The organism is Stenotrophomonas sp. YJH_SMC_53 (assembly GCF_059369995.1).
This window is the reverse complement of record NZ_JCAFTF010000002.1, coordinates 209611-228694: the sequence shown is the minus strand read 5'-3', so window position 1 is coordinate 228694 and position 19084 is coordinate 209611. Positions and strand designations below refer to the sequence as shown.

Here is a 19084-nt window from a genome sequence, read left to right as displayed (position 1 = left end):
ACGGGGTTGCCGGCCAGCGGCCGGCACTACTGGTGTGTCAATGCGGTGCGGTAACGCTCGGCCAGCTGTCCGACCCGGCGCACGTAGTACTGGGTCTCGCTGTAGGGCGGCACGCCACCGTGGCGGTCGACCGCGCCTTCGCCGGCGTTGTAGCCGGCCGCAGCCAGGGTCAGGTCGCCATTGAAGCGCTTCAGCAACCACGCAAGATACTGCACGCCACCACGGATGTTCTGCGCGGCATCGTAGGAATCGCTGACCCCGAAGCGGGCCGCGGTCGGCGGCATCAGCTGCATCAGGCCCTGCGCGCCGGCGCGGCTGAGCGCGGTCGGGTTGTAGGCCGACTCGGCGTGGATGATGGCGCGCACCACGGCTTCTTCGACGCCGAACTCGCGTGCGGCCGAGGTGATCTCGGTCTGGAACGCGGTGGTGTTCAAGCGCACCGAACCGAAGTCCACGCGTGGGTTGACGCCACAGGCATAACAGCGCTCCATGAAACTGTAGCGGATGGTACGCACCGGGCCGAGGTTGGCGACCTGGGTCGGCCGCGCACTGGTGTAGTGGCGCACCCCATCCTTCATGAAGGAATAGACCTGGCCGCTGACCATCCGCCCGGCCCGTGAGGCCGTCGGTGCCGCAGCAGGCGCGGGTGCAGCAGGCGTCGGCGCGACCGCAGCGGGCGCAGCGGCGCTGGCCGCCACGGCGACCGGATTGCGTTCGATGCTGGCCACCGAGGTCGGCGCAGGCTTCGGTGCGGCCACCACGGGGCGCGGTGCCGGGCGGGTATCACGGCTGTAGCTGATGCTGCTGCAGCGCGCGCCGGCCACTCGCTTGCTAACGTAGCTGGTGACCCCGTCGGCGCCCTGGCACTTGTACAGGGTGCCAGCGCTGGCCGGCGCAGCGGTCAGCGCAGCGATGATGATCGCCGTTGTCCCCAGTATCCCCTTCATGCCGCGAGTGTCCCAGCTTCGCCGGGGCTTGCCAAGCGATGTGGCTCAGCCTGTGACCGGCGGCACAGCCAGCACCTGGCCCAATCCGGCCAAACGCTGTGCCAGCTCATCGCGCAGGCCCGGCGGTGTGGTCCACAACGCCACCGGCACCCGGTCCAGGCTGAGGATCTGCGCCAGCATCATGCCGCGGCTCTCGGCGCCCATGCGCAACAGGCAATGGTCGGCACCATCAGCCTCCAGCACACCACACCACGGCGGGATGCGCCCTTCCAGCTCGGTGCGGCTGCCGGCCAGGCGGACGATGGCCTGCAGCGCGAAGGGCGCCTGGCTGACCGCCTGCCGCACCATCACGTCCGGGGGCGCGGGCGGGCGCCGATGCATGCCCGGCCCGGAGCATTCGCGCACCGCGCCCATCCGGTCCACGCGCAGGGTGCGCCAGTCCTGGCGGCCCAGGTCCCACGCCAGCAGGTACCAGCGCCGCCCATAGTTGACCAGGTGCTGCGCCTCGACCTCGCGCTGGGTCACCTCCTCCTGCGCACTGCGGTACTCGAAGGCCAGCCGTGACGCCTGCCGGCAGTGCTGGGCCAGCCGTCCCAGCAGGCGTGCGTCGGTGGAGGGAAGGTCGGACAGGGTGGCCGTCGCCGCATGCACCTCGCCGGCCTGCCGCCGGCGACGGGTGGGGACCAGCGGATCGAGCTTGGACAACAGGCCCCGCGCGGTGTCGTCGATGCCAGCGACGGTCGCTGACGCGGCACGCAGGGCGATCGCCAGGGTCGTCGCCTCGTCCTCGTCCAGCAGCATCGGCAGCACCGGTGCCCCCGCCCCGAGCTGGTAGCCGCCGCCGACCCCCGATGAGGCCCGCACCGGATAGCCCAGTTCGCGCAGGCGTTCGATATCACGGCGGATGCTGCGCCGGTCCACGCCCATGCGCTCGGCGAGCTCAGCCCCGGACCACTGGCGGCGGGCCTGCAGCAGGGCGATCAGGCGCAGCAGTCGATGGGCGGTATGGCGCATGAAGAATCGAGGACAGAAGTCGTCCGCAATAGTGCCTCAGGATGGCTTCCAGTTCACCCACCCACCGCAAGGAGCAATGCCATGAACTCACGCCAGATCACCCTGTACCACGCCGCCAGATCCCGTTCGAGCGGCGCCGTGGCCCTGCTCGAAGCGCTGGGTGCCGACTACCGCATGCAGGTGCTGGACCTGAAGGCCGGTGCCAACCTGGCCCCGGCCTATCTGGCCATCAACCCGATGGGCAAGGTGCCGGCCATCGTCCACAACGGCGCACTGGTGACCGAGCAGGTCGCCATTTATCTGTACCTGGCCGACCTGTATCCGGAGGCCGGGCTGGCCCCGCCGATCGGCGACGCCCTGCGCGGCCCCTACCTGCGCTGGATGGCCTTCTACGGTGCCTGTTTCGAGCCGGCGATGATCGACAAGGCGATGCACCGCGAGCCGCCGCCGCGCCTGATGTCGCCGTACAACGACGCCGAGACCGTGCTGCAGGTGGTCGAGGCCCAGCTGGCGCAGGGCCCGTACCTGCTCGGCGAGACGATGAGTGCCGCCGACGTGCTGTGGGGCAATGCGCTGGCCTGGACCACGGCCTTCGGCCTGGTGCAGCCTGCGCCGGCCACGGCTGATTACATCGCACGGATGAGCGCGATGACCGCCTTCGACCGTTCGCGGCAGATCGATGCGGAGCTGGCGGCGGCGTAAGCAGCGCCCCCTTGTAGAGCCGAGCCCACGCTCGGCTGGCTTCAATAGAGCCAGGCCATGCCAGGCTGCCCCATGGGAAGCGGGAAGAGCAGCCGAGCGTGGGCTCGGCTCTACAAGGGCGCGGCGGCTGGCGCGGGATGCGGGTAGAATTGCCCGCTTTCCCGCCACCCGAATGGATTAAGCGCCATGACCGGGACGCCAGACGTCTTTCCGCCCGCCACGCTGGGCGGTACCCCGCTCGTTGCCCTGCCCGCTGGTCCGCGCAAGCCTGACCAGGTCAAGGGCAAGCTGTACATCAAGACCCACGGTTGCCAGATGAACGAGTACGACTCGGCCAAGATGGCCGACGTGCTTGCCGCCAGCGATGGCCTGGAACTGACCGACAGCCCGGACGACGCCGACGTCATCCTGGTCAACACCTGCTCCATCCGCGAGAAGGCGCAGGAGAAGGTGTTCAGCCAACTCGGCGTGTGGAAGGGCCTGAAGAACAAGGGCCGCGAGGTCATCATCGGCGTGGGCGGCTGCGTTGCCTCGCAGGAAGGCGAAGCGATCATCAAGCGCGCCCCGTTCGTGGACCTTGTGTTCGGTCCGCAGACCCTGCATCGCCTGCCGGAACTGATCCGCGCACGCCGCGAGCAGAAGCGCCCGCAGGTGGACATCAGCTTCCCCGAGATCGAGAAGTTCGACCGCCTGCCCGAGCCACGCGCCGAAGGTGCCTCGGCGTTCGTGTCGATCATGGAAGGCTGTTCCAAGTACTGCTCGTTCTGCGTGGTGCCTTACACCCGCGGCACCGAAGTCAGCCGCCCGTTCGAGGACGTGGTGGTGGAAGTGGCGCAGCTGGCCGCGCAGGGCGTGCGCGAGATCAACCTGCTCGGCCAGAACGTCAACGCCTATCGCGGCCCGTATGGAGACGGTGAGTTTGCCGACCTTGGCCTGCTGATCCGCACCATCGCCGAGATCGATGGGGTCGGCCGCATCCGCTTCACCACCTCGCACCCGCTCGAGTTCAGCGATTCGCTGATCGATGCGTTCCGCGACGTTCCGCAGCTGGCCAACTTCCTGCACCTGCCGGTGCAGGCCGGCAGCGACCGCGTGCTGTCGGCGATGAAGCGCGGCTACACCGCGCTGGAATTCAAGTCGAAGATCCGCAAGCTGCGCGCGGTGCGCCCGGACATTTCAATCAGCTCGGACTTCATCGTCGGCTTCCCCGGCGAGACCGATGCCGACTTCGAGAAGACCATGAAGCTGATCGAGGACATCGGCTTCGACCACAGTTTCTCCTTCATCTATTCGCGTCGACCGGGTACGCCGGCGGCCGATCTGGAGGACACGATCAGCGATGCCGAGAAGCATGCGCGCCTGTCGCGCCTGCAGGAGCGCATCAATGCGCACGCCGCCAGCATCTCGGAGAAGATGGTCGGTACCGTGCAGACCGTGCTGGTGGAAGGGCCGTCGCGCAAGAACCCGAACGAGCTGACCGGCAAGACCGAGAACATGCGGTCGGTGAATTTCCCGGCGCCTGCGCGCCTGATCGGGCAGTTCGTGGATGTGGTGATCACCGAAGCGCTGACCAATTCGCTGCGTGGGCGCGTGGTGGCGGAATAAGGCGTGCCGACCCACGGTCGGCACCCACCGGGGTAGATGCCGACCGTTGGTCGGCATTCACTAATCCAACCGCTTGCGGAAACGCAGGATCGCCAGGGTCATCATCACCACGATGAAGGCCAGCAGCGCCAGTGCGTCGTGCCACAGCTCCCACAGCGAGGCGCCGCGCAGCATGATGCCGCGCACCAGGCGCAGGAAGTGGGTCAGCGGCAGCACTTCGGCCAGCCACTGCACCGGCCGCGGCATGCCGGCGAACGGGAACATGAAGCCCGACAGCAGGATCGACGGCAGGAACAGGAACAGGGTCATCTGCATCGCCTGGAACTGCGAACGCGCGCGCGTGGAGATCAGCAGCCCCAGCGCCAGGTTGGCCAGCACCAGCAGCACCGCGGCCAGGTAGATGTCGAGCAGGCTGCCGCGAATCGGCACCTGGAACAGCCAGGTGCCCAGCACCAGCACCAGCGTGGTCTGCAGCAGACCGATCGCTGCATAGGGCAGCACCTTGCCGACCATCAGTTCGCTGCGCGATACCGGCGTGGCGATCAGCAGTTCCATGTTGCCGCGCTCGCGCTCGCGCACCACCGCCACCGCCGTGAACATCACCAGGGTCATGGTCAGGATCACCCCGATCAGGCCGGGCACGATGTTCACCGCCGAGCGCCGTTGCGGGTTGTAGAAACTGGTCACGCTGACCTGGCCACCGGCAATGCTGCCTTCGCGCAGCGGCCGCGTATTGCTGGTCGGGCGCGTATCCAGTGGCACCTGCGCCAGCTGGATCGCCGCACTCTGCACCACGGTGTCGCTGCCATCGACCAGCACCTGTACCGCTTCGCGTCCATCGAAGCGGCGACGCTCGAAGTCCGCCGGCACCACGATGCCGACGCTGATCTCGCCGCGGCGCAGCGCCTGCATCAGCTGGTCCGGCGTGTAGGCCTCGCTGCGTGGCGTGATCACGCCGGTGGCGACCATGTCCTGCACCAGCACGCGTGAGGCGGCGCTGTTGGCCTGGTCGGCGATACCCGTATCGAGGTGGCGCAGGTTGAGGTTGATCGCATACCCGAACAGCAGCAGCTGCATCACCGGAATGCCGACGATCATCGCCAGCGTGATGCGGTCGCGGCGCAGCTGCCGCAGCTCCTTGAGCATGATCGCCCATAGCCTGCGCAGGTTCATGCCTCTGGCTCCCTGCCACGGCCACGGGTGGCGGCCACGAACACGTCCTCCAGGTTCGGCGCCACGATTCCGATATGCGCTTGCGGGTCGGCGCTGGCCAGCGCGCGCCGCAGCACTGCGACATCCGCTGCGCCCTCATTGCACAGCACGCGCAGATGGGTGCCGATCTGCGCCACGCTCAGCACGCCGGGCAGCTCGGCCAGCACGCGGCTGGCCTGGCGTGGCTGCGATGACGTGACCTGCAGTGTGCGTCCTTGCAGCCGTGAACAGAGCTCGGCCGGCGTGCCGTCGGCCACCAGTGCGCCGCGATCAAGGATCGCCAGGCGATGGCAGCGCTCGGCTTCGTCCATGTAATGGGTCGACACCAGCACCGTGGTTCCCGCGTCGGCCAGTTCGAACAGGGCCTCCCAGAAGTCGCGGCGCGATTCCGGGTCGACCGCGCTGGTCGGCTCATCCAGGAACAGCAGTTCGGGCGAATGCACCACGGCGCCGGCCAGGGCCAGGCGCTGCTTCTGTCCACCACTGAGCGTGCCGGCCAGCTGCGGCTGCCGGTCCTGCAACCGGTACTGCTGCAGCAGCGCATCGACCCGTTGCCGGGCCTGGTTGCGCGGCAGGTCCTGGATGGCGGCGAGGAATTCCAGGTTCTCGCGTACCGACAGGTCTTCGTACAGCGAGAAGCGCTGGGTCATGTAGCCGATGCGCCGGCGCAGTGCTTCGGCCTGCTCGGGAACCGCCAGGCCCAGCACCTCGATCTGCCCCGCACTGGGTTGCAGCAGGCCGCACAGCATGCGGATGGTGGTCGACTTGCCTGACCCGTTCGGGCCCAGGAAGCCGTAAACCTGCCCGCGCGGGACGGTCAGGTCGACCTTGTCCACGGCCAGCAGTTCACCGAAGCGGCGAGTCAGGCCCTGCGCATGCACCGCAATGTCCGCACCGGTGTTCAGAAGCGCACCTGCACCGGCAGTCCGGCCGGAAGCTTCTGCATGTCGCTGGCTGCATCCACTTCGATCTCGGCGAGGTAGCTCAGGCGTTCGACGTCATCGCCGGTCAGTGCGTAGTACGGGGTGAAAGAAGGCTCGCTGCGGATCGCGCGCACATGGCCCTTCAGTACGGTGGTGCCCCCTCCCTCCAGCTGTATCTGTGCCGGCTGACCGACCTTGACCTGCAGGCGCAGCGGCTGCGGCAGGTAGACGCGCGCATAGGGGCGCTCGCCGACCAGCATCACCGCCAGCGGCGCCCCGATCGGTGCCTGGTCACCCTGCCGGTAGGGCAAGGCATCGATCACGCCATCGCGCGGTGCGCGCAGCTGCAGCTTCTGCAGGTTGACGCCCTGCACCACCTGCTGCGCCTGTGCGGCGTCGGCGGCCGCCTGGCCCTGAGCGATGTCCTGCGCGCGACTGCCGTGCACCCGTTCCAGCCAGGCCTGCTCGGCGGCACGCACGCTGGCCGCGGCATTGCCGGCGGCTGCCCGTGCACGGTCCAGCTCGGCGGCGGCGATCAGGCGCTGGCGTGCCAATGGTTGCACCCGACGATAGTAGGCAGTGGCTTCAGCAGACTGCGCGCGCAACGCGGCCAGTTGTGCCTGGGCCTGTGCGATCTGTTCCTGCCGCGGGCCGAGCTTCAGCTCTTCCAGCTGGGCCTGCGCGCGCGCCGTGTCGGCCTGCGCCGCCGCGAACTGCGCGTCGCCGCGGGCGGGGTCGAGCTGCATCAGCACGGCCCCGGCCTTGACCCGCTGGCCCTCGCGCACCTCCACCGTGGCGATCACCTCGGCCGCCGGCGCCGGCACCGTGATCCGGTCCCACTCCAGTGTGCCCAGCGCCGTTGGCGTTGACTGCCCACAGCCCGCCAGCAGGCCGATGCCCGCCAGCCCGAGTCCACGCATCCCGTTGCCGATGCCCATGCCATCCCCTCCTGCGACGGCGACACGGTGCCACCTGCCCCGTGCACCCTCAATGATTCCGATCAGCCCTGACGGTTTTTTCGCCACGTACGGGCGAGCCTTTTGCTGCAAGGTTCCTCGCCACCTATCCACAGCTTGATTCGGCATCATTCCACAGCCGGTGTGGAGAACCGGACGGGGGCGGCCGTACTGGCTGCCTGGCAGCGGAAGATGCGCTGCCGTCACAGGAGCGGCCGACCGTGACGGTTTTTTCACCACCACCTCATACGCCTTGTGGCACAAGCACTGCGAAGGCCTATCCACAGCTTTTCGCGCCCCCCGTCCACACCGGGTGTGGAAAACCGCGTATCGGCCCGCCGCTGGCCGCATGCCCGGTACGCGCGTAACCTTGTCACCCCGAGTCCATCGTGGTGGACGGCGACCCCGCCCCACCCCAAGCAATGAAAAGCATCGATCATCGAGACTTCACCCTGTCGCCGGAAGACAACGAGCGACTGGCCAACCTGTGCGGCCCCTTCGACGGGCACCTGCGCCAGATCGAGCTGAAGCTCGGCGTGGAGATCGCCAATCGTGGCTTCGTGTTCCGCATCAGCGGGCCCAACGAAGCCATCGTCGAGGCGCAGAAGCTGGTTGAAGCGCTGTACGCCGAAGCCGGCGAAACCACCTTCGACAACCACGCCATCCACCTGCGCCTGGCGCAGGCCAACGTCGAGCAGATCGCCGAACGCTCCTACGAAGCGCAGGACGTGGCAATCAAGGTCAAGCGTGGCACGGTACGTGGCCGCGGCGCCAACCAGGGCCGCTACCTGCACCAGATCGCCACGCATGACATCAACTTCGGCATCGGCCCGGCCGGAACCGGCAAGACCTTCCTGGCCGTGGCCAGCGCGGTCGAAGCACTGAACGAGTCACGGGTGCAGCGCCTGATCCTGGTGCGCCCGGCGGTGGAAGCCGGCGAGAAGCTGGGCTTCCTGCCCGGCGACCTGAGCCAGAAGGTCGACCCGTACCTGCGACCGCTGTACGACGCCCTGTACGAGATGATGGGCGTGGAGAAGGTGGTCAAGCTGCTGGAGAAGAACGTCATCGAGATCGCGCCGCTGGCCTACATGCGCGGCCGCACGCTCAACGATGCGTTCGTGATCCTGGACGAGGCGCAGAACACCACCATCGAACAGATGAAGATGTTCCTGACCCGCCTGGGCTACGGCTCCACGGCGGTGGTCACCGGTGACCTGACCCAGACCGACCTGCCCAAGCACGTGAAGTCCGGCCTGCGCGATGCCATCCATGTGCTGCGCGAGGTCGAGGGCGTCAGCTTCACCTTCTTCGAATCCCGCGACGTGGTCCGGCATCCGCTGGTGGCGCGCATCGTCAGCGCCTACGACCGCCGCGACCTGCATCAGATCCAGCCTGGAGCAACGCCATGACCCGTGGTCCCGTGCGACTGGACGTCGCCGTCAGTTATGCCCTGCCGCGTACCGGGCTGCCGGCCGCAGTGAGCTTCCGCAAGTGGGTGGCCGCTGCGTTGAAGGGCCGCATCCGTGAGGCCGACCTGGCCATCCGCGTGGTCGATGCCAAGGAGGGGCAGTCGCTGAACCGCCATTACCGTGGCAAGGACTACGCCACCAACGTGCTCAGCTTCCCGGCCGACGTGCCCGAAGGCCTGCCCAAGGGCGTCAAGTTTCCATTGCTCGGCGACCTGGTGATCTGCGCACCGGTGGTGGCCCGCGAAGCCGACGAACAGGGCAAGGCGCTCAACGCCCATTACGCGCACCTGACCGTGCACGGCGTGCTGCACCTGCTTGGCTGGGACCACGAGGACGACAAGGAAGCCGACGCAATGGAACAGCTGGAGCGCGAGATCCTGGCCGAGCTGGGCATTGACGACCCGTACGCGGGCGAGCGCTGACACCGAGCTCTGTTCGGAACCCACGCACTCACGGAAGAGGAGCACAGCATGACCCTGCCCGCCCTTGTGCTTGCCGCGCTGCTGCAGTCCGGGGCAGGCCTGATGCCCGATCCTGACCGTCCCTCACCGTTCCCCACCAGCGACAGCGAGGCCGACATCGCCGCAAAGATCGCCGAACTACGGGCGTTCTTCGGCATCAGCGAGCGCCACACCCGCAACATCGTCGCCACTGCCCAGCAACGGGCGCTGATCGAGCGTCTGGAAGCGCGGCACGCGGCACGTCTGGCCGGCATATGGGTGGACAATGCGAGGGGCTGGAATGTTGTAGTGCGACTGACAGGTGCCGCACCCGAGGCCGATGAGACACATCCAGGGGCGGATGGCCCGCAACGTGTGCACTACATCACCGGTGCCGCGATGACCGAAGCGGAGATGAGGCGCCGCCTGCACGCTCAGCGGGACGGGCTGCTCGCCCAGCTGCCCGACCTGTTCGGCTATAGCCTTGATGTCAAGACCGGGGAGCTGGAGGTGGAGCTGCGGGATACCCCAGCCAACCGCGCGACGGCGGCGGCCGTGCGTGACCACCTGCAGGTGAATCTGGGCTACCCGGTCCGGCTGCGCTGGTACCCAGCGGCCACGCGCTGGAATCCGCCCTGACTGCGCCCGGGCTGGACGGCCAGCCCATGCGCTGCACTTTTGTTCAACACCGGACAGGACGCGGAAGGAAAAGGGATGGAGCAGGGAAACAGCTTCACGACGTTTACGATGAGCGCGGGCCTGTTCGCCAGCCTGCTGGTGCTGGGCGCGTACACCGTGCGCCGCATCAGCGCCCGCGACCCCAGCGGCAGGCACTGGCTGCTGCGCAGCCTGGCCCTGCTCTCGCCCGTGTGCCTGCTGGCCGGGCTGGGGACCGGCATGATCGGCCCCCACCTCACGACCAAGGTGGAACCTGCCCACCTACCCGGGCTGTGGGAAACATCGATGGTACTGATACTGGTCGGTGCCTTGACCCTGCCAATGCTGTGGCGAACGCTGCTGCAGCAGCGGCTTGGCAGTCCGGTCGACACGCTCCCGTTCTTCCATGCCAGCCGCGCCTCGCTGCTGGTGCTGTTCGTGCTGGCCGTGATCTACATGAAAGTGGCCAGGACGGCCGCATCGGAACTGATGCCCTGGCTTACCAGCCCAGGCCTGTGGCCAGCTGTGGCGCGCATTGCGGGTCAATCGATGCACATCGCCATGCTTGCGGTCGTGCTGTCCCTTTCACTGATGGTCGTGCGGCGGGCGATGACCGGTTTCCTGCGCCTTCTCACCGGACTGTTCAGGCGCTCATCGGGGCTATGATGGCGCCCCTTCGCCTGCGGAAACCAACCGTGTCACTGCGCTGCTGCCTACCCCTGCTCTGTGCCCTCGCCGCTCCCTCCTTCGCCACCAGCCTGGACCTGCCGGCGCTGATCGAATGCCGCCAGGGCGTAGCCGATCACGCTGCACTGGCGCCGCTGCTGGCCGATCCGCTGAAGGCCGTCGCCCACGGCCTGCAGCCGCTGCCCCAGGGCAACCAGTTCATGAGCGAGTACCGACTGGCCCAGCCGATCAGCGTGTTCGGCGACCGCACCGAACGGGTCGCCGTGGCCGGCTCCAGCATCATGGCGATCCTCGACCAGGCTGACCCGCGGCCGTTGGCCAAACGCCTTGCGCTGGAGACCGGCTACGACCAGGACGGCAAGTTCATGGCCGGCCGCGAGCTGGTCAGCCGCGACGTGACCGACCCGAAGAGCGGCGAGGCCCAGATCGAGTCGATCATCCTCAGCGTCTCCACCGTGGCCTCCCATCCGGGCAAGACCCTGGCCGGCTGTACCTACAGCCTGGACCTGCCTGAAGAAGAAGCCCCTGCCCGGCCTGAACTGGCCCCGCCGCCGATCACCGGACCGGGCAGCGACGGTCACTGACAGGCCGCCACATCCTGCTAGACTTGGGCCAACGCCCGGCCTGCCGGGTGCCTTTTTTCCAGAGATGTCAGAAGACGACAGTAGTAGCTCCCCTGCGGAGCACAGTGAAAAGAAGCGCGGTTGGCTTGAACGCCTGACCTCGGCCTTCTCCGGCGAACCCCACACCCGCGACGAGCTGGTCGCTGTCCTGCACACCGCGCAGGAAGAGGGTCTGATCGCCGCCGATACCCTGAAGATGATGGAAGGCGCCATTTCGGTGGCCGAGCTGACCGTGGGCGACGTGATGATCTCGCGCTCGCAGATGGTCTCGCTGCCGGTCGAAGCGCCCTTCCTGGAACTGATGAAGCAGGTGGTCGAATCGGGCCATTCGCGCTTCCCGGTGCACGGCGAGAACAAGGACGACATCCTTGGCATCCTGCTGGCCAAGGACCTGCTGCGCGGCGTGGTCGCCGACAACGGCCCGGCCAACGTGCGCGAGCTGCTGCGCCCGGCGGTGCTGATCCCGGAGGCGAAGAAGCTGAACGTGCTTCTGAAGGAGTTCCGCCTGTCGCGCAACCACATGGCCATCGTGGTCGACGAGTACGGCGGTGTTGCCGGTCTGGTCACCATCGAGGACGTGCTGGAGCAGATCGTCGGCGAGATCGACGACGAGCACGACGAGGCCGAGGATCCGTCCGCGCAGATCGCCATCCAGTCCGACGGCCAGTACGTGGTCGACGCGCTGACCCCGATCGGCGACTTCAACGAGCGCTTCGGCGCGACGTTCTCCGACGAGGACTACGACACCATCGGTGGCCTGGTCACCGAGGCCGTGGGCCACCTTCCGGAAGTCGGCGATGAGCTGGCACTGGACCGCTTCATGTTCCGCGTGGCCCGCGCCGATGCGCGCCGGGTTCAGGCCTTCCACGTGACCGTGCTGCCGCCGGACGCGCAGGACGACGCTTGAAACGCCGCGGCCTGATCCTCATGGTGTGGCTGGCACTGTGGGTGCTGGCCATGGCCCTGCCGCTGGCGGCCTTCGCGCAGCCGGCGGCAGCCGTGCCCGCACCGGCCACCGCCAACGCGGAGGCCCCGGCCCCGCGCATCGGCGTGGTGACCATGCAGCCGGGCACGGTTTTCTTCGAACGCTTCGGCCATGACGCCATCGTCGTGGTCGATCCGGCCAGTGGCGAAGCGACCTCATACAACTTCGGCTACTTCGATCCGTCCGAGGACGACTTCATCAGCCGCTTCGTGCGCGGCGACATGATGTATTACCTGGTGGCGCTGCCGCTGCAGCAGGACCTGTCGTACTACGACGAGACCGGCCGCGGTGCCAGCGTGCAGTGGCTGGACCTGCGCCCCGAACAGGCGCATTCCCTGGCCGCTGACCTGGCCGAGCGGGCCAAGCCGGAAAACGCGCGCTACCACTACGACTACTACACCGCCAACTGCGCCACGATGGTACGCGACACGGTGGACAAGGCACTGGGCGGTGGCCTGCAGTCGCAGTTGTCGGGGCGTTCGCGCGGCAACACCTACCGCAGCGAGTCGGTGCGCCTGGCCTCGCCCGCCCCGTGGATGTGGCTGGGCTTCGATGTCGGCCTGGGGCCGTTCGCCGACCAGCCGCTGTCGCGCTGGCAGGAAGCGTTCGTGCCGATGCGCCTGGCCGATGCGCTGCGCCAGGCACGCAACAGTGATGGCCGGCCGCTGGTGCAGTCCGAACAGGAACTGCTGCCGCACCGCATTGCTCCGGAGCCGAAGGAGTTCGCGCGCCGTTGGTGGCCGTGGCTGCTGCTTGGCCTGGTCGTGGCCGGCGGCGTGCTGGCGCTGCGCAACCGGCCGCGCCTGCTGGCCGGGCTGGCCCTGCCGTTCTGGCTGTTGTGCGCCGTCGCCGGCAGCCTGCTGGTGTTCCTGTGGGGCTTCAGCACCCACTACGCCGCCTGGGCCAACCGGAACCTGCTGCTGCTTTCGCCGCTGGCCGTATTGCTGCTGCCGGGTGCGATAAGCCTGCTGCGTCGGCGCGTGCCGGGGCGCATGTTCAGGATCGTGCTGTGGCTGCTGGCGGTGCAGGCGGTGGCCGCGCTGGTGCTGCACTGGCTGAGCCTGCAGGCGCAGTACAACGTGCAGTGGATCGTGCTGCTGCTGCCGGTGCATGTGGCGCTGGCGTGGGTACTGGGGCGCCATCCTCACTTGTCCGAAACACGGCACTGACGCACGATGGCGGGCATGTCATTGCCCGCCTCCGCTTCCGCCCCTGCCTCGGCCAACCCCGCCTGCGTCATCAACTGCGTCCACTACGATGACGAGGGCAAACGCCACGACATCAGCCTGGATGCCATCAGCGATGTCATTGCCAGCGGCAACGGCTTCGTCTGGGTAGGCCTGTACGACCCCAACGACGATGTACTGCTGAAGCTGCAGGAAGAATTCTGCCTGCACGACCTGGCCATCGAGGATGCGCGCAACGCGCACCAGCGGCCCAAGGTCGAGACCTACGGCAACTCGCTGTTCGTGGTGGTGACCACCGCACAGATGGTCGACGAACGCATCCAGTACGGCGAAACCCACGCCTTCCTCGGCCCGCGCTTCCTGGTGACGGTGCGCCACGGCGCCTCGCTGTCCTACGCGCCGGTACGTGCTCGGGTCGAGCGTGAGCCGCAGCTGCTGAAGATGGGCCCGTCGTACTGCCTGTACGCGGTGACCGACTTCGTGGTCGACAATTACCTGCCGATCGTGCACCGCTTCCGCGACACCCTGGACCTGCTGGAAAAGGACATCTTCGCCGAGAACTACAAGCGCAGCACCGTGGTGCGGCTGTACGAGCTCAAGCGCGAACTGAACAAGATGCGGATGGCGGTGGCGCCGCTGCAGGATGTGCTGGCCCAGCTGCGCCGTTACCAGGGCGAGCTGGTTCCGGACGAAGTGAAGCTGTACATCCGTGACGTGCACGACCACGCGGTACGCATCAGCGATGTGATCGACACCCTGCGCGAGATGCTGGGCACCGCGCTCAGCGTGAACCTGTCGCTGGTGACGCTGGCGCAGGGCGAGACGGTCAAGCGCCTCGGTGCGTGGGCCGCGCTGCTGGCGGCACCGACGCTGATCACCAGCTGGTACGGGATGAACTTCAGCCACATGCCGGAGCTGAGCCAACCGTGGGCTTACCCACTGATGATCGTTGGTGTGGGCGGCGTCTGCGTGGGCCTGTACCGGTTGTTCAAGCGTTCGGGCTGGCTGTAGAGCGTATCGACCCGCGGTCGATACCCACGAAACCGGGGACATATCGACCAACGGTCGATACCCACCAGACTGGTAGGCCACGACCGTTGGTCGTGGCGCATTGCATGATCCATCAAGCCACGTAAACGGTCTTGATGTTCATGAACTCATGGATGCCGTGGTCGGCCAGTTCCCGGCCAAAGCCAGACTGCTTGCTGCCGCCGAACGGCAGCCGCGCATCGCTTTTGACGATGGCATTGACGAAGGCCGCACCGCATTCCATGCGTTGCGCGAAGGCTTCGCCGCGCACCGGATCGCGCGTCCACACACTGCCGCCCAGGCCGAAGCGCGTGTCGTTGGCCACGCGCAGTGCCTCGCTCTCATCAGCGACCCGGATCACCGCAGCCACCGGACCGAACAGTTCCTCGTCGTAGGCCGGCATGCCCGGGCCGACCTGGTCGAGCACCGTGGCCGGATAGCCGGCATGGGTGCCGGCAATCGGCTCGCCGCCTATCAGCACCCGCGCACCCTTGGCCACGCTGGCCTGTACCTGCTTGTGCAGTTCATCGCGCAGATCGGCACGGGCCATCGGCGCCAGCGTGGTGCCCCGCTCATCGGGGTCGCCGTACTGGCGCTCGGCCGCAGCTTCAACGAAGCGACGGGTGAATTCATCGGCTACCGCCTCGACCACGATGAACCGCTTGGCCGCGATGCAGGTCTGCCCGCTGTTGTCGAAGCGCGACTTCACCGCTGCCGCAACCGTCTTGTCGAGGTCGGCATCGTCGAGCACCACGAAGGCATCGCTGCCACCCAGCTCCATCACCGACTTCTTCAATTGGCTGCCGGCGTTGGAGGCGATCGAGCGCCCTGCCCGCTCGCTGCCGGTCAGCGTCACCGCCTTCACCCGTGCGTCGCGCAGCACGTCGGCGGCCTGGTCGTTGTCGATGTGCAGCACGTCGAACACGCCGTCCGGCAGGCCGCCATCACGGCACACCGCCAGGATCAGGTCGGCACACTGCGGCACGTTGCTGGCGTGCTTGAGCAGGGCCACGTTGCCGGCCATGAACGCCGGTGCGAGGAAGCGGAACACCTGCCAGATCGGGAAATTCCACGGCATCACCGCGAATACACAGCCGATCGGCTCGTAGCGCACGTAGCTGCGCTGGGCTTCGGTGTCGATCAACTGCGGCTTGAGGTAGTCGGCCGCGTGGTCGGCGTAGTACTCGCAGGCGGCAGCGCACTTGTCGACCTCGGCCAGCGCTTCGGCCTTGAGCTTGCCCATCTCGTGGGTCATCGCCTGCTGCAGGTCGTCGCGGCGCGTGCGCAGCTGCGCCGCGATCTGGCGCAGGATCACGCCGCGTTCCTGCAGCGAACGCTCGGCCCAGCCAGGGTACGCATCGGCGGCGGCCTGCAGGCGCTGCTCGATGTCGGCAGCGCCCATCAGTTCATGGCGGTAGGTCACCTGGCCGGTGGCCGGGTCGACGATCTCGACGGTCATGGGGGATCTCCATCTGGAAGACCCCCATTGTGCGCCGCCGGCCGTGAGCCGGGTGTTGCCGGCACAGTGGACGGATCGTGTACTCAGCCGTTGTCCTGCCGCGCCAGCTGCAGGTCGCGCTGGCGCCGCTTGTCGGCGCGGGCATTGATGTACCAGCCGATCACCGCGGCGATCGATACCGCCGACACCAGCAGCGTGGCCAGTGCATTGATCTTCGGGCTGATGCCCATGCGCACCGACGCGAACACCTTCATCGGCAGCGTGGTCGAGCCCGGCGTGGCGACGAAGCTGGCCACCACCACGTCATCCAGCGACAGGGTGAACGCCAGCAGCCAGCCCGCCACCAGCGCCGGCGCGATGATCGGCAGGGTGATGCGGGTGAACACGGTCAGCCGGCTGGCCCCCAGGTCCATCGCGGCTTCTTCCAGCGACAGGTCCATTTCCTGCAGGCGCGAAGACACCACCACGGTGACGAAGCACAGGGTAAAGGTGACGTGCGCGATCCAGATGGTGGCCAGGCCGCGTGCCGGGAAGCCCGGAATCGCGCCCATCGAGGCCAGCAGCGCCATCAGCGAGAAGCCCAGGATCACATCCGGCATCACCAGCGGCGCGGTGACCAGCGCACCGAACAGCGGCTTGCCACGGAAGCGCTTGAAGCGGGTCATCACCATCGCCGCCAGCGTGCCCAGCACGGTGGCGGTACAGGCGGTCCAGAACGCCACCACCAGGCTGGTCCACATCGCATCCATCAGCGCGCGGTCGGCGAACAGGTCACTGTAGGCGCGGGTGGAGAACCCGGCCCAGACCATCGCCAGCCGCGAGCTGTTGAACGAATAGAACATCAACAGCAGGATCGGCAGGTACAGGAAGGCGAAGCCCAGCAGCAGCACGCCCAGCCCCAGGCCCTTGGCGGTACGCGGGCTCATGCCTGCTTCCCTTCCAGCAGGCGCTGCTGGGAACGGTTGAACAGCAGGATCGGCACCAGCAGCAACAGGATCATCGCCACCGCCATCGCCGACGCGCCCGGCCAGTTGCGGTTGTTGAAGAACTCGTTCCACAGCTGGCGGCCGACCATCAGCGTCTCCGAGCCACCCAGCATTTCCGGAATCACGAATTCACCCACTGCCGGGATCATCACCAGCATGCAGCCGGCGATGATGCCGGCCTTCGACAGCGGCAGGGTGATGCGGAGGAAGGCCTGCCATGGCTTGGCCCCCAGGTCGTAGGCCGCTTCCAGCAGGCGGTGGTCATGCTTGACCAGGTTGGCGTACAGCGGCAGCACCATGAACGGCAGGTAGCAGTAGACGATGCCGATGTAGGCCGCGGTCGGCGTATCGATCAACTGCAGTTTCGGCAGGCCCATCGACGTCATCAGCGCCTGCAGGCCGGTGAACTGCAGGAACTGGTCAAGCAAGCCGTTGCGGTCCAGGATCGCCTTCCACGCATACACGCGGATCAGGAACGAGGTCCACGACGGCAGCACCACCAGCATCATCGCCACGTTGCGTGCGGCCGGCGACAGGCGGGCGATGGCATAGGCCATCGGGTAGCCGATCAGCAGAGTCAGGAAGGTGGAGATGGCCGCGATCCTGATCGAGCTCAGGAAGGCCTGCGCATAGATCGAATCGCGGAACAGCGCCAGGTAATTCTCCAGGTTCAGCTTCAGCGAGAACCCGCCGTCCACGTACTGCAACAGCCAGGTATACGGCGGCGAGCCGACCCGGCTGAGCGAGAAACTGATCATCAGCACGATCAGGAACGGCACTGCGAAGAACAGCAGCAGCCACAGGTACGGAATGCCGATCACCGTGGCACGCAGCCCCGGCAGCCAGCGCTTCAGGCCGGCGACGCTCATGAGGTGAGCACCACGCCGTCGTTGTCGCGCCAGTGCACCCACACCTCGTCGCCCCAGGTGAAGCCATCACTGGCCCAGCGCTGCGAGTTGGCGAAGTTGGCCAGCACCTTGGCGCCGCTGGGCAGGCGCACGTGATAGACCGAGTGGCTGCCGAAGTAGGCGATGTCCTCGATCACGCCCTGCGCCTTGTTGGTGTGCCCTTCCGGCTCGTCCTTGCCGATCATCACCTTCTCCGGGCGCAGCGCGAACGCGACCGGCTGCCCTTCATAGCAGGTGATGCCATGGGCAATGTAGATCGGCGCCGGGAACAGCGGCGAGCGCACGGTCACGTACTCGGGCAGGTCCTCGTCGATCACCCCGTCAAACAGGTTGACCGAACCAATGAACTCGGCGACGAAGCGGTTGGCCGGCTGCTCGTAGACCTCGTCCGGCTTGCCGACCTGCTGGATCCAGCCGGCATCCATCACCGCGATGCGGGTGGCCATGGTCATCGCTTCTTCCTGGTCGTGGGTGACCATCACGCAGGTCACGCCCGACGATTCGATGATGCTGACCAGTTCCAGCTGCATCTGCGAGCGCAGCTTCTTGTCCAGCGCGCCCATCGGTTCGTCCAGCAGCAGCAGCTTCGGCCCCTTGGCCAGCGACCGCGCCAGCGCCACGCGCTGCTGCTGGCCACCGGACAGCTGGTGCGGCTTGCGCTTGCCCAGGTGGCCCATCTGCACCAGGTCGAGCATCTCGCCGACGCGCTTGCTGATCGCGTCCTTGCCCAGGCCATCCTGCTTCAGGCCGAAGGCGATGTTCTGCTCGACCGTCATGTGCGGGAACAGGGCATAGGACTGGAACATCATGTTGACCGGCCGCTGGTACGGCGGCAGCGCGTCCAGGCGCTGGCCATCGACGGTGATGCTGCCCTTGGTGGGCGTCTCGAAGCCGCCCAGGCAGCGCAGCAGGGTCGATTTACCACTGCCGGAGCCACCGAGCAGGGCAAAGATCTCGCCCTTGCGCACGTCCAGGTTGACGTCGTCGACGGCGACGAATCCGTCGAATTCCTTGCGCAGATCACGAATGGAGAGATAGCCGGGCGCACCGGTCGTGTCGACGACGGCGGCTACCGGCTGGGCTTCAACGGGCATGGGGGCTCCGGGAGCGGGCGGTGGACAGCGGCGGCCATTCTAACGGCCGGGGGCCGAAGGGGATATGACGGCAGTGGGTGGAAGCGGCCGCTGGCGCGCCCAGGCCTCCCGAGGTGTGTCGGTTTTCCCCCGCCATGGTGGCCTCTGCGCCGGAAGGCCCGAGCTCTCCTCGACGCCCGGACGGCCGTCCCGGCCACACAC

Annotated in this window: 19 protein-coding genes; 10 read left to right on the top strand and 9 right to left on the bottom strand. The window is 67.3% G+C overall.

The window, feature by feature from the left end:
* Positions 1-26: 26 nt before the first annotated feature.
* Positions 27-947: a lytic transglycosylase domain-containing protein gene (locus AC5P7X_RS03590; RefSeq protein ID WP_053500831.1), complete on the bottom strand. Its 921-nt coding sequence runs from the start codon at positions 945-947 to the stop codon at positions 27-29.
* Between the two features lie 45 nt (positions 948-992).
* Positions 993-1961, bottom strand: a complete 969-nt coding sequence (locus AC5P7X_RS03585; protein WP_053500828.1) for a helix-turn-helix transcriptional regulator — start codon at positions 1959-1961, stop codon at positions 993-995.
* Positions 1962-2042: 81 nt separating this feature from the next.
* Here AC5P7X_RS03585 and AC5P7X_RS03580 point away from each other — a divergent pair, with 81 nt between their 5' ends.
* The gene (locus tag AC5P7X_RS03580) at positions 2043-2663 is read left to right on the top strand and encodes a glutathione S-transferase family protein (RefSeq protein WP_005415942.1); all 621 of its coding nucleotides are present in this window, start codon (positions 2043-2045) and stop codon (positions 2661-2663) included.
* 186 nt (positions 2664-2849) lie between these two features.
* A complete protein-coding gene (gene miaB, locus AC5P7X_RS03575; protein WP_329841705.1) occupies positions 2850-4268 on the top strand; it encodes a tRNA (N6-isopentenyl adenosine(37)-C2)-methylthiotransferase MiaB in 1419 nt (472 codons plus the stop codon).
* Positions 4269-4328: 60 nt separating this feature from the next.
* Here miaB and AC5P7X_RS03570 read toward each other — a convergent pair whose 3' ends face one another.
* From AC5P7X_RS03570 to AC5P7X_RS03560, 3 genes are read right to left on the bottom strand one after another with little or no spacing between them, the layout of a single operon-like run.
* Positions 4329-5441 carry an ABC transporter permease gene (locus AC5P7X_RS03570; protein ID WP_053498634.1) on the bottom strand — a complete coding sequence of 371 codons (1113 nt, stop codon included), beginning with the start codon at positions 5439-5441 and terminating at the stop codon, positions 4329-4331.
* Positions 5438-6361: an ABC transporter ATP-binding protein gene (locus AC5P7X_RS03565; RefSeq protein ID WP_329841704.1), complete on the bottom strand. Its 924-nt coding sequence runs from the start codon at positions 6359-6361 to the stop codon at positions 5438-5440. Before AC5P7X_RS03565 ends, AC5P7X_RS03570 begins: the two co-directional genes overlap by 4 nt.
* A gap of 20 nt (positions 6362-6381) precedes the next feature.
* Positions 6382-7341, bottom strand: a complete 960-nt coding sequence (locus AC5P7X_RS03560; RefSeq protein ID WP_053498639.1) for an HlyD family secretion protein — start codon at positions 7339-7341, stop codon at positions 6382-6384.
* A 440-nt stretch (positions 7342-7781) separates the two neighbouring features.
* Between AC5P7X_RS03560 and AC5P7X_RS03555 the strand changes: the two genes are divergently transcribed.
* The 8 genes from AC5P7X_RS03555 to AC5P7X_RS03520 all read left to right on the top strand — a co-directional run bounded on the left by AC5P7X_RS03555 (position 7782) and on the right by AC5P7X_RS03520 (position 14418).
* On the top strand, positions 7782-8768 hold the full coding sequence (locus AC5P7X_RS03555; RefSeq protein ID WP_495214424.1) for a PhoH family protein: 987 nt from the start codon (positions 7782-7784) through the stop codon (positions 8766-8768).
* Positions 8765-9250 carry an rRNA maturation RNase YbeY gene (gene ybeY, locus AC5P7X_RS03550; protein ID WP_329841703.1) on the top strand — a complete coding sequence of 162 codons (486 nt, stop codon included), beginning with the start codon at positions 8765-8767 and terminating at the stop codon, positions 9248-9250. The genes AC5P7X_RS03555 and ybeY overlap by 4 nt, the downstream gene beginning before the upstream one ends.
* A 48-nt stretch (positions 9251-9298) precedes the next feature.
* Positions 9299-9907 carry a hypothetical protein gene (locus AC5P7X_RS03545; RefSeq protein WP_495214423.1) on the top strand — a complete coding sequence of 203 codons (609 nt, stop codon included), beginning with the start codon at positions 9299-9301 and terminating at the stop codon, positions 9905-9907.
* 75 nt (positions 9908-9982) lie between these two features.
* Complete coding sequence (locus AC5P7X_RS03540) at positions 9983-10591, top strand: hypothetical protein (RefSeq protein WP_495214422.1); 609 nt, start codon at positions 9983-9985, stop codon at positions 10589-10591.
* Positions 10591-11196: a hypothetical protein gene (locus AC5P7X_RS03535; RefSeq protein WP_495214540.1), complete on the top strand. Its 606-nt coding sequence runs from the start codon at positions 10591-10593 to the stop codon at positions 11194-11196. Before AC5P7X_RS03540 ends, AC5P7X_RS03535 begins: the two co-directional genes overlap by 1 nt.
* A 64-nt stretch (positions 11197-11260) precedes the next feature.
* The gene (locus AC5P7X_RS03530; RefSeq protein ID WP_005408827.1) at positions 11261-12142 is read left to right on the top strand and encodes a CorC family transporter; all 882 of its coding nucleotides are present in this window, start codon (positions 11261-11263) and stop codon (positions 12140-12142) included.
* Complete coding sequence (locus tag AC5P7X_RS03525; protein ID WP_329841701.1) at positions 12139-13389, top strand: lipoprotein N-acyltransferase Lnb domain-containing protein; 1251 nt, start codon at positions 12139-12141, stop codon at positions 13387-13389. The genes AC5P7X_RS03530 and AC5P7X_RS03525 overlap by 4 nt, the downstream gene beginning before the upstream one ends.
* Before the next feature lie 6 nt (positions 13390-13395).
* Positions 13396-14418, top strand: coding sequence for a magnesium and cobalt transport protein CorA (locus AC5P7X_RS03520; RefSeq protein ID WP_329841699.1), 1023 nt, complete (start codon positions 13396-13398; stop codon positions 14416-14418).
* A 112-nt stretch (positions 14419-14530) separates the two neighbouring features.
* Here AC5P7X_RS03520 and AC5P7X_RS03515 read toward each other — a convergent pair whose 3' ends face one another.
* The 4 genes from AC5P7X_RS03515 to AC5P7X_RS03500 form a co-directional block, all read right to left on the bottom strand.
* The gene (locus AC5P7X_RS03515) at positions 14531-15895 is read right to left on the bottom strand and encodes an NAD-dependent succinate-semialdehyde dehydrogenase (protein WP_329841697.1); all 1365 of its coding nucleotides are present in this window, start codon (positions 15893-15895) and stop codon (positions 14531-14533) included.
* An 83-nt stretch (positions 15896-15978) separates the two neighbouring features.
* Positions 15979-16821, bottom strand: coding sequence for an ABC transporter permease subunit (locus AC5P7X_RS03510; protein WP_329841696.1), 843 nt, complete (start codon positions 16819-16821; stop codon positions 15979-15981).
* Positions 16818-17750 (bottom strand): ABC transporter permease subunit, encoded by a 933-nt coding sequence (locus tag AC5P7X_RS03505; RefSeq protein ID WP_005415927.1) that lies wholly within the window; start codon positions 17748-17750, stop codon positions 16818-16820. The genes AC5P7X_RS03510 and AC5P7X_RS03505 overlap by 4 nt, the downstream gene beginning before the upstream one ends.
* Positions 17747-18883 (bottom strand): ABC transporter ATP-binding protein, encoded by a 1137-nt coding sequence (locus AC5P7X_RS03500; RefSeq protein WP_005415926.1) that lies wholly within the window; start codon positions 18881-18883, stop codon positions 17747-17749. The genes AC5P7X_RS03505 and AC5P7X_RS03500 overlap by 4 nt, the downstream gene beginning before the upstream one ends.
* Positions 18884-19084 lie beyond the last annotated feature (201 nt).

Bases quoted from the DNA above. Each gene is read 5' to 3' on its own strand.
- AC5P7X_RS03590 (WP_053500831.1), bottom strand. From the start codon at position 947: ATGAAGGGGATACTGGGGACAACGGCGATCATCATCGCTGCGCTGACC.
- AC5P7X_RS03585 (WP_053500828.1), bottom strand. From the start codon at position 1,961: ATGCGCCATACCGCCCATCGACTGCTGCGCCTGATCGCCCTGCTGCAG.
- AC5P7X_RS03580 (WP_005415942.1), top strand. From the start codon at position 2,043: ATGAACTCACGCCAGATCACCCTGTACCACGCCGCCAGATCCCGTTCG.
- miaB (WP_329841705.1), top strand. From the start codon at position 2,850: ATGACCGGGACGCCAGACGTCTTTCCGCCCGCCACGCTGGGCGGTACC.
- AC5P7X_RS03570 (WP_053498634.1), bottom strand. From the start codon at position 5,441: ATGAACCTGCGCAGGCTATGGGCGATCATGCTCAAGGAGCTGCGGCAG.
- AC5P7X_RS03560 (WP_053498639.1), bottom strand. From the start codon at position 7,341: ATGGGCATCGGCAACGGGATGCGTGGACTCGGGCTGGCGGGCATCGGC.
- AC5P7X_RS03555 (WP_495214424.1), top strand. From the start codon at position 7,782: ATGAAAAGCATCGATCATCGAGACTTCACCCTGTCGCCGGAAGACAAC.
- ybeY (WP_329841703.1), top strand. From the start codon at position 8,765: ATGACCCGTGGTCCCGTGCGACTGGACGTCGCCGTCAGTTATGCCCTG.
- AC5P7X_RS03545 (WP_495214423.1), top strand. From the start codon at position 9,299: ATGACCCTGCCCGCCCTTGTGCTTGCCGCGCTGCTGCAGTCCGGGGCA.
- AC5P7X_RS03540 (WP_495214422.1), top strand. From the start codon at position 9,983: ATGGAGCAGGGAAACAGCTTCACGACGTTTACGATGAGCGCGGGCCTG.
- AC5P7X_RS03535 (WP_495214540.1), top strand. From the start codon at position 10,591: ATGGCGCCCCTTCGCCTGCGGAAACCAACCGTGTCACTGCGCTGCTGC.
- AC5P7X_RS03530 (WP_005408827.1), top strand. From the start codon at position 11,261: ATGTCAGAAGACGACAGTAGTAGCTCCCCTGCGGAGCACAGTGAAAAG.
- AC5P7X_RS03520 (WP_329841699.1), top strand. From the start codon at position 13,396: ATGGCGGGCATGTCATTGCCCGCCTCCGCTTCCGCCCCTGCCTCGGCC.
- AC5P7X_RS03515 (WP_329841697.1), bottom strand. From the start codon at position 15,895: ATGACCGTCGAGATCGTCGACCCGGCCACCGGCCAGGTGACCTACCGC.
- AC5P7X_RS03510 (WP_329841696.1), bottom strand. From the start codon at position 16,821: ATGAGCCCGCGTACCGCCAAGGGCCTGGGGCTGGGCGTGCTGCTGCTG.
- AC5P7X_RS03505 (WP_005415927.1), bottom strand. From the start codon at position 17,750: ATGAGCGTCGCCGGCCTGAAGCGCTGGCTGCCGGGGCTGCGTGCCACG.
- AC5P7X_RS03500 (WP_005415926.1), bottom strand. From the start codon at position 18,883: ATGCCCGTTGAAGCCCAGCCGGTAGCCGCCGTCGTCGACACGACCGGT.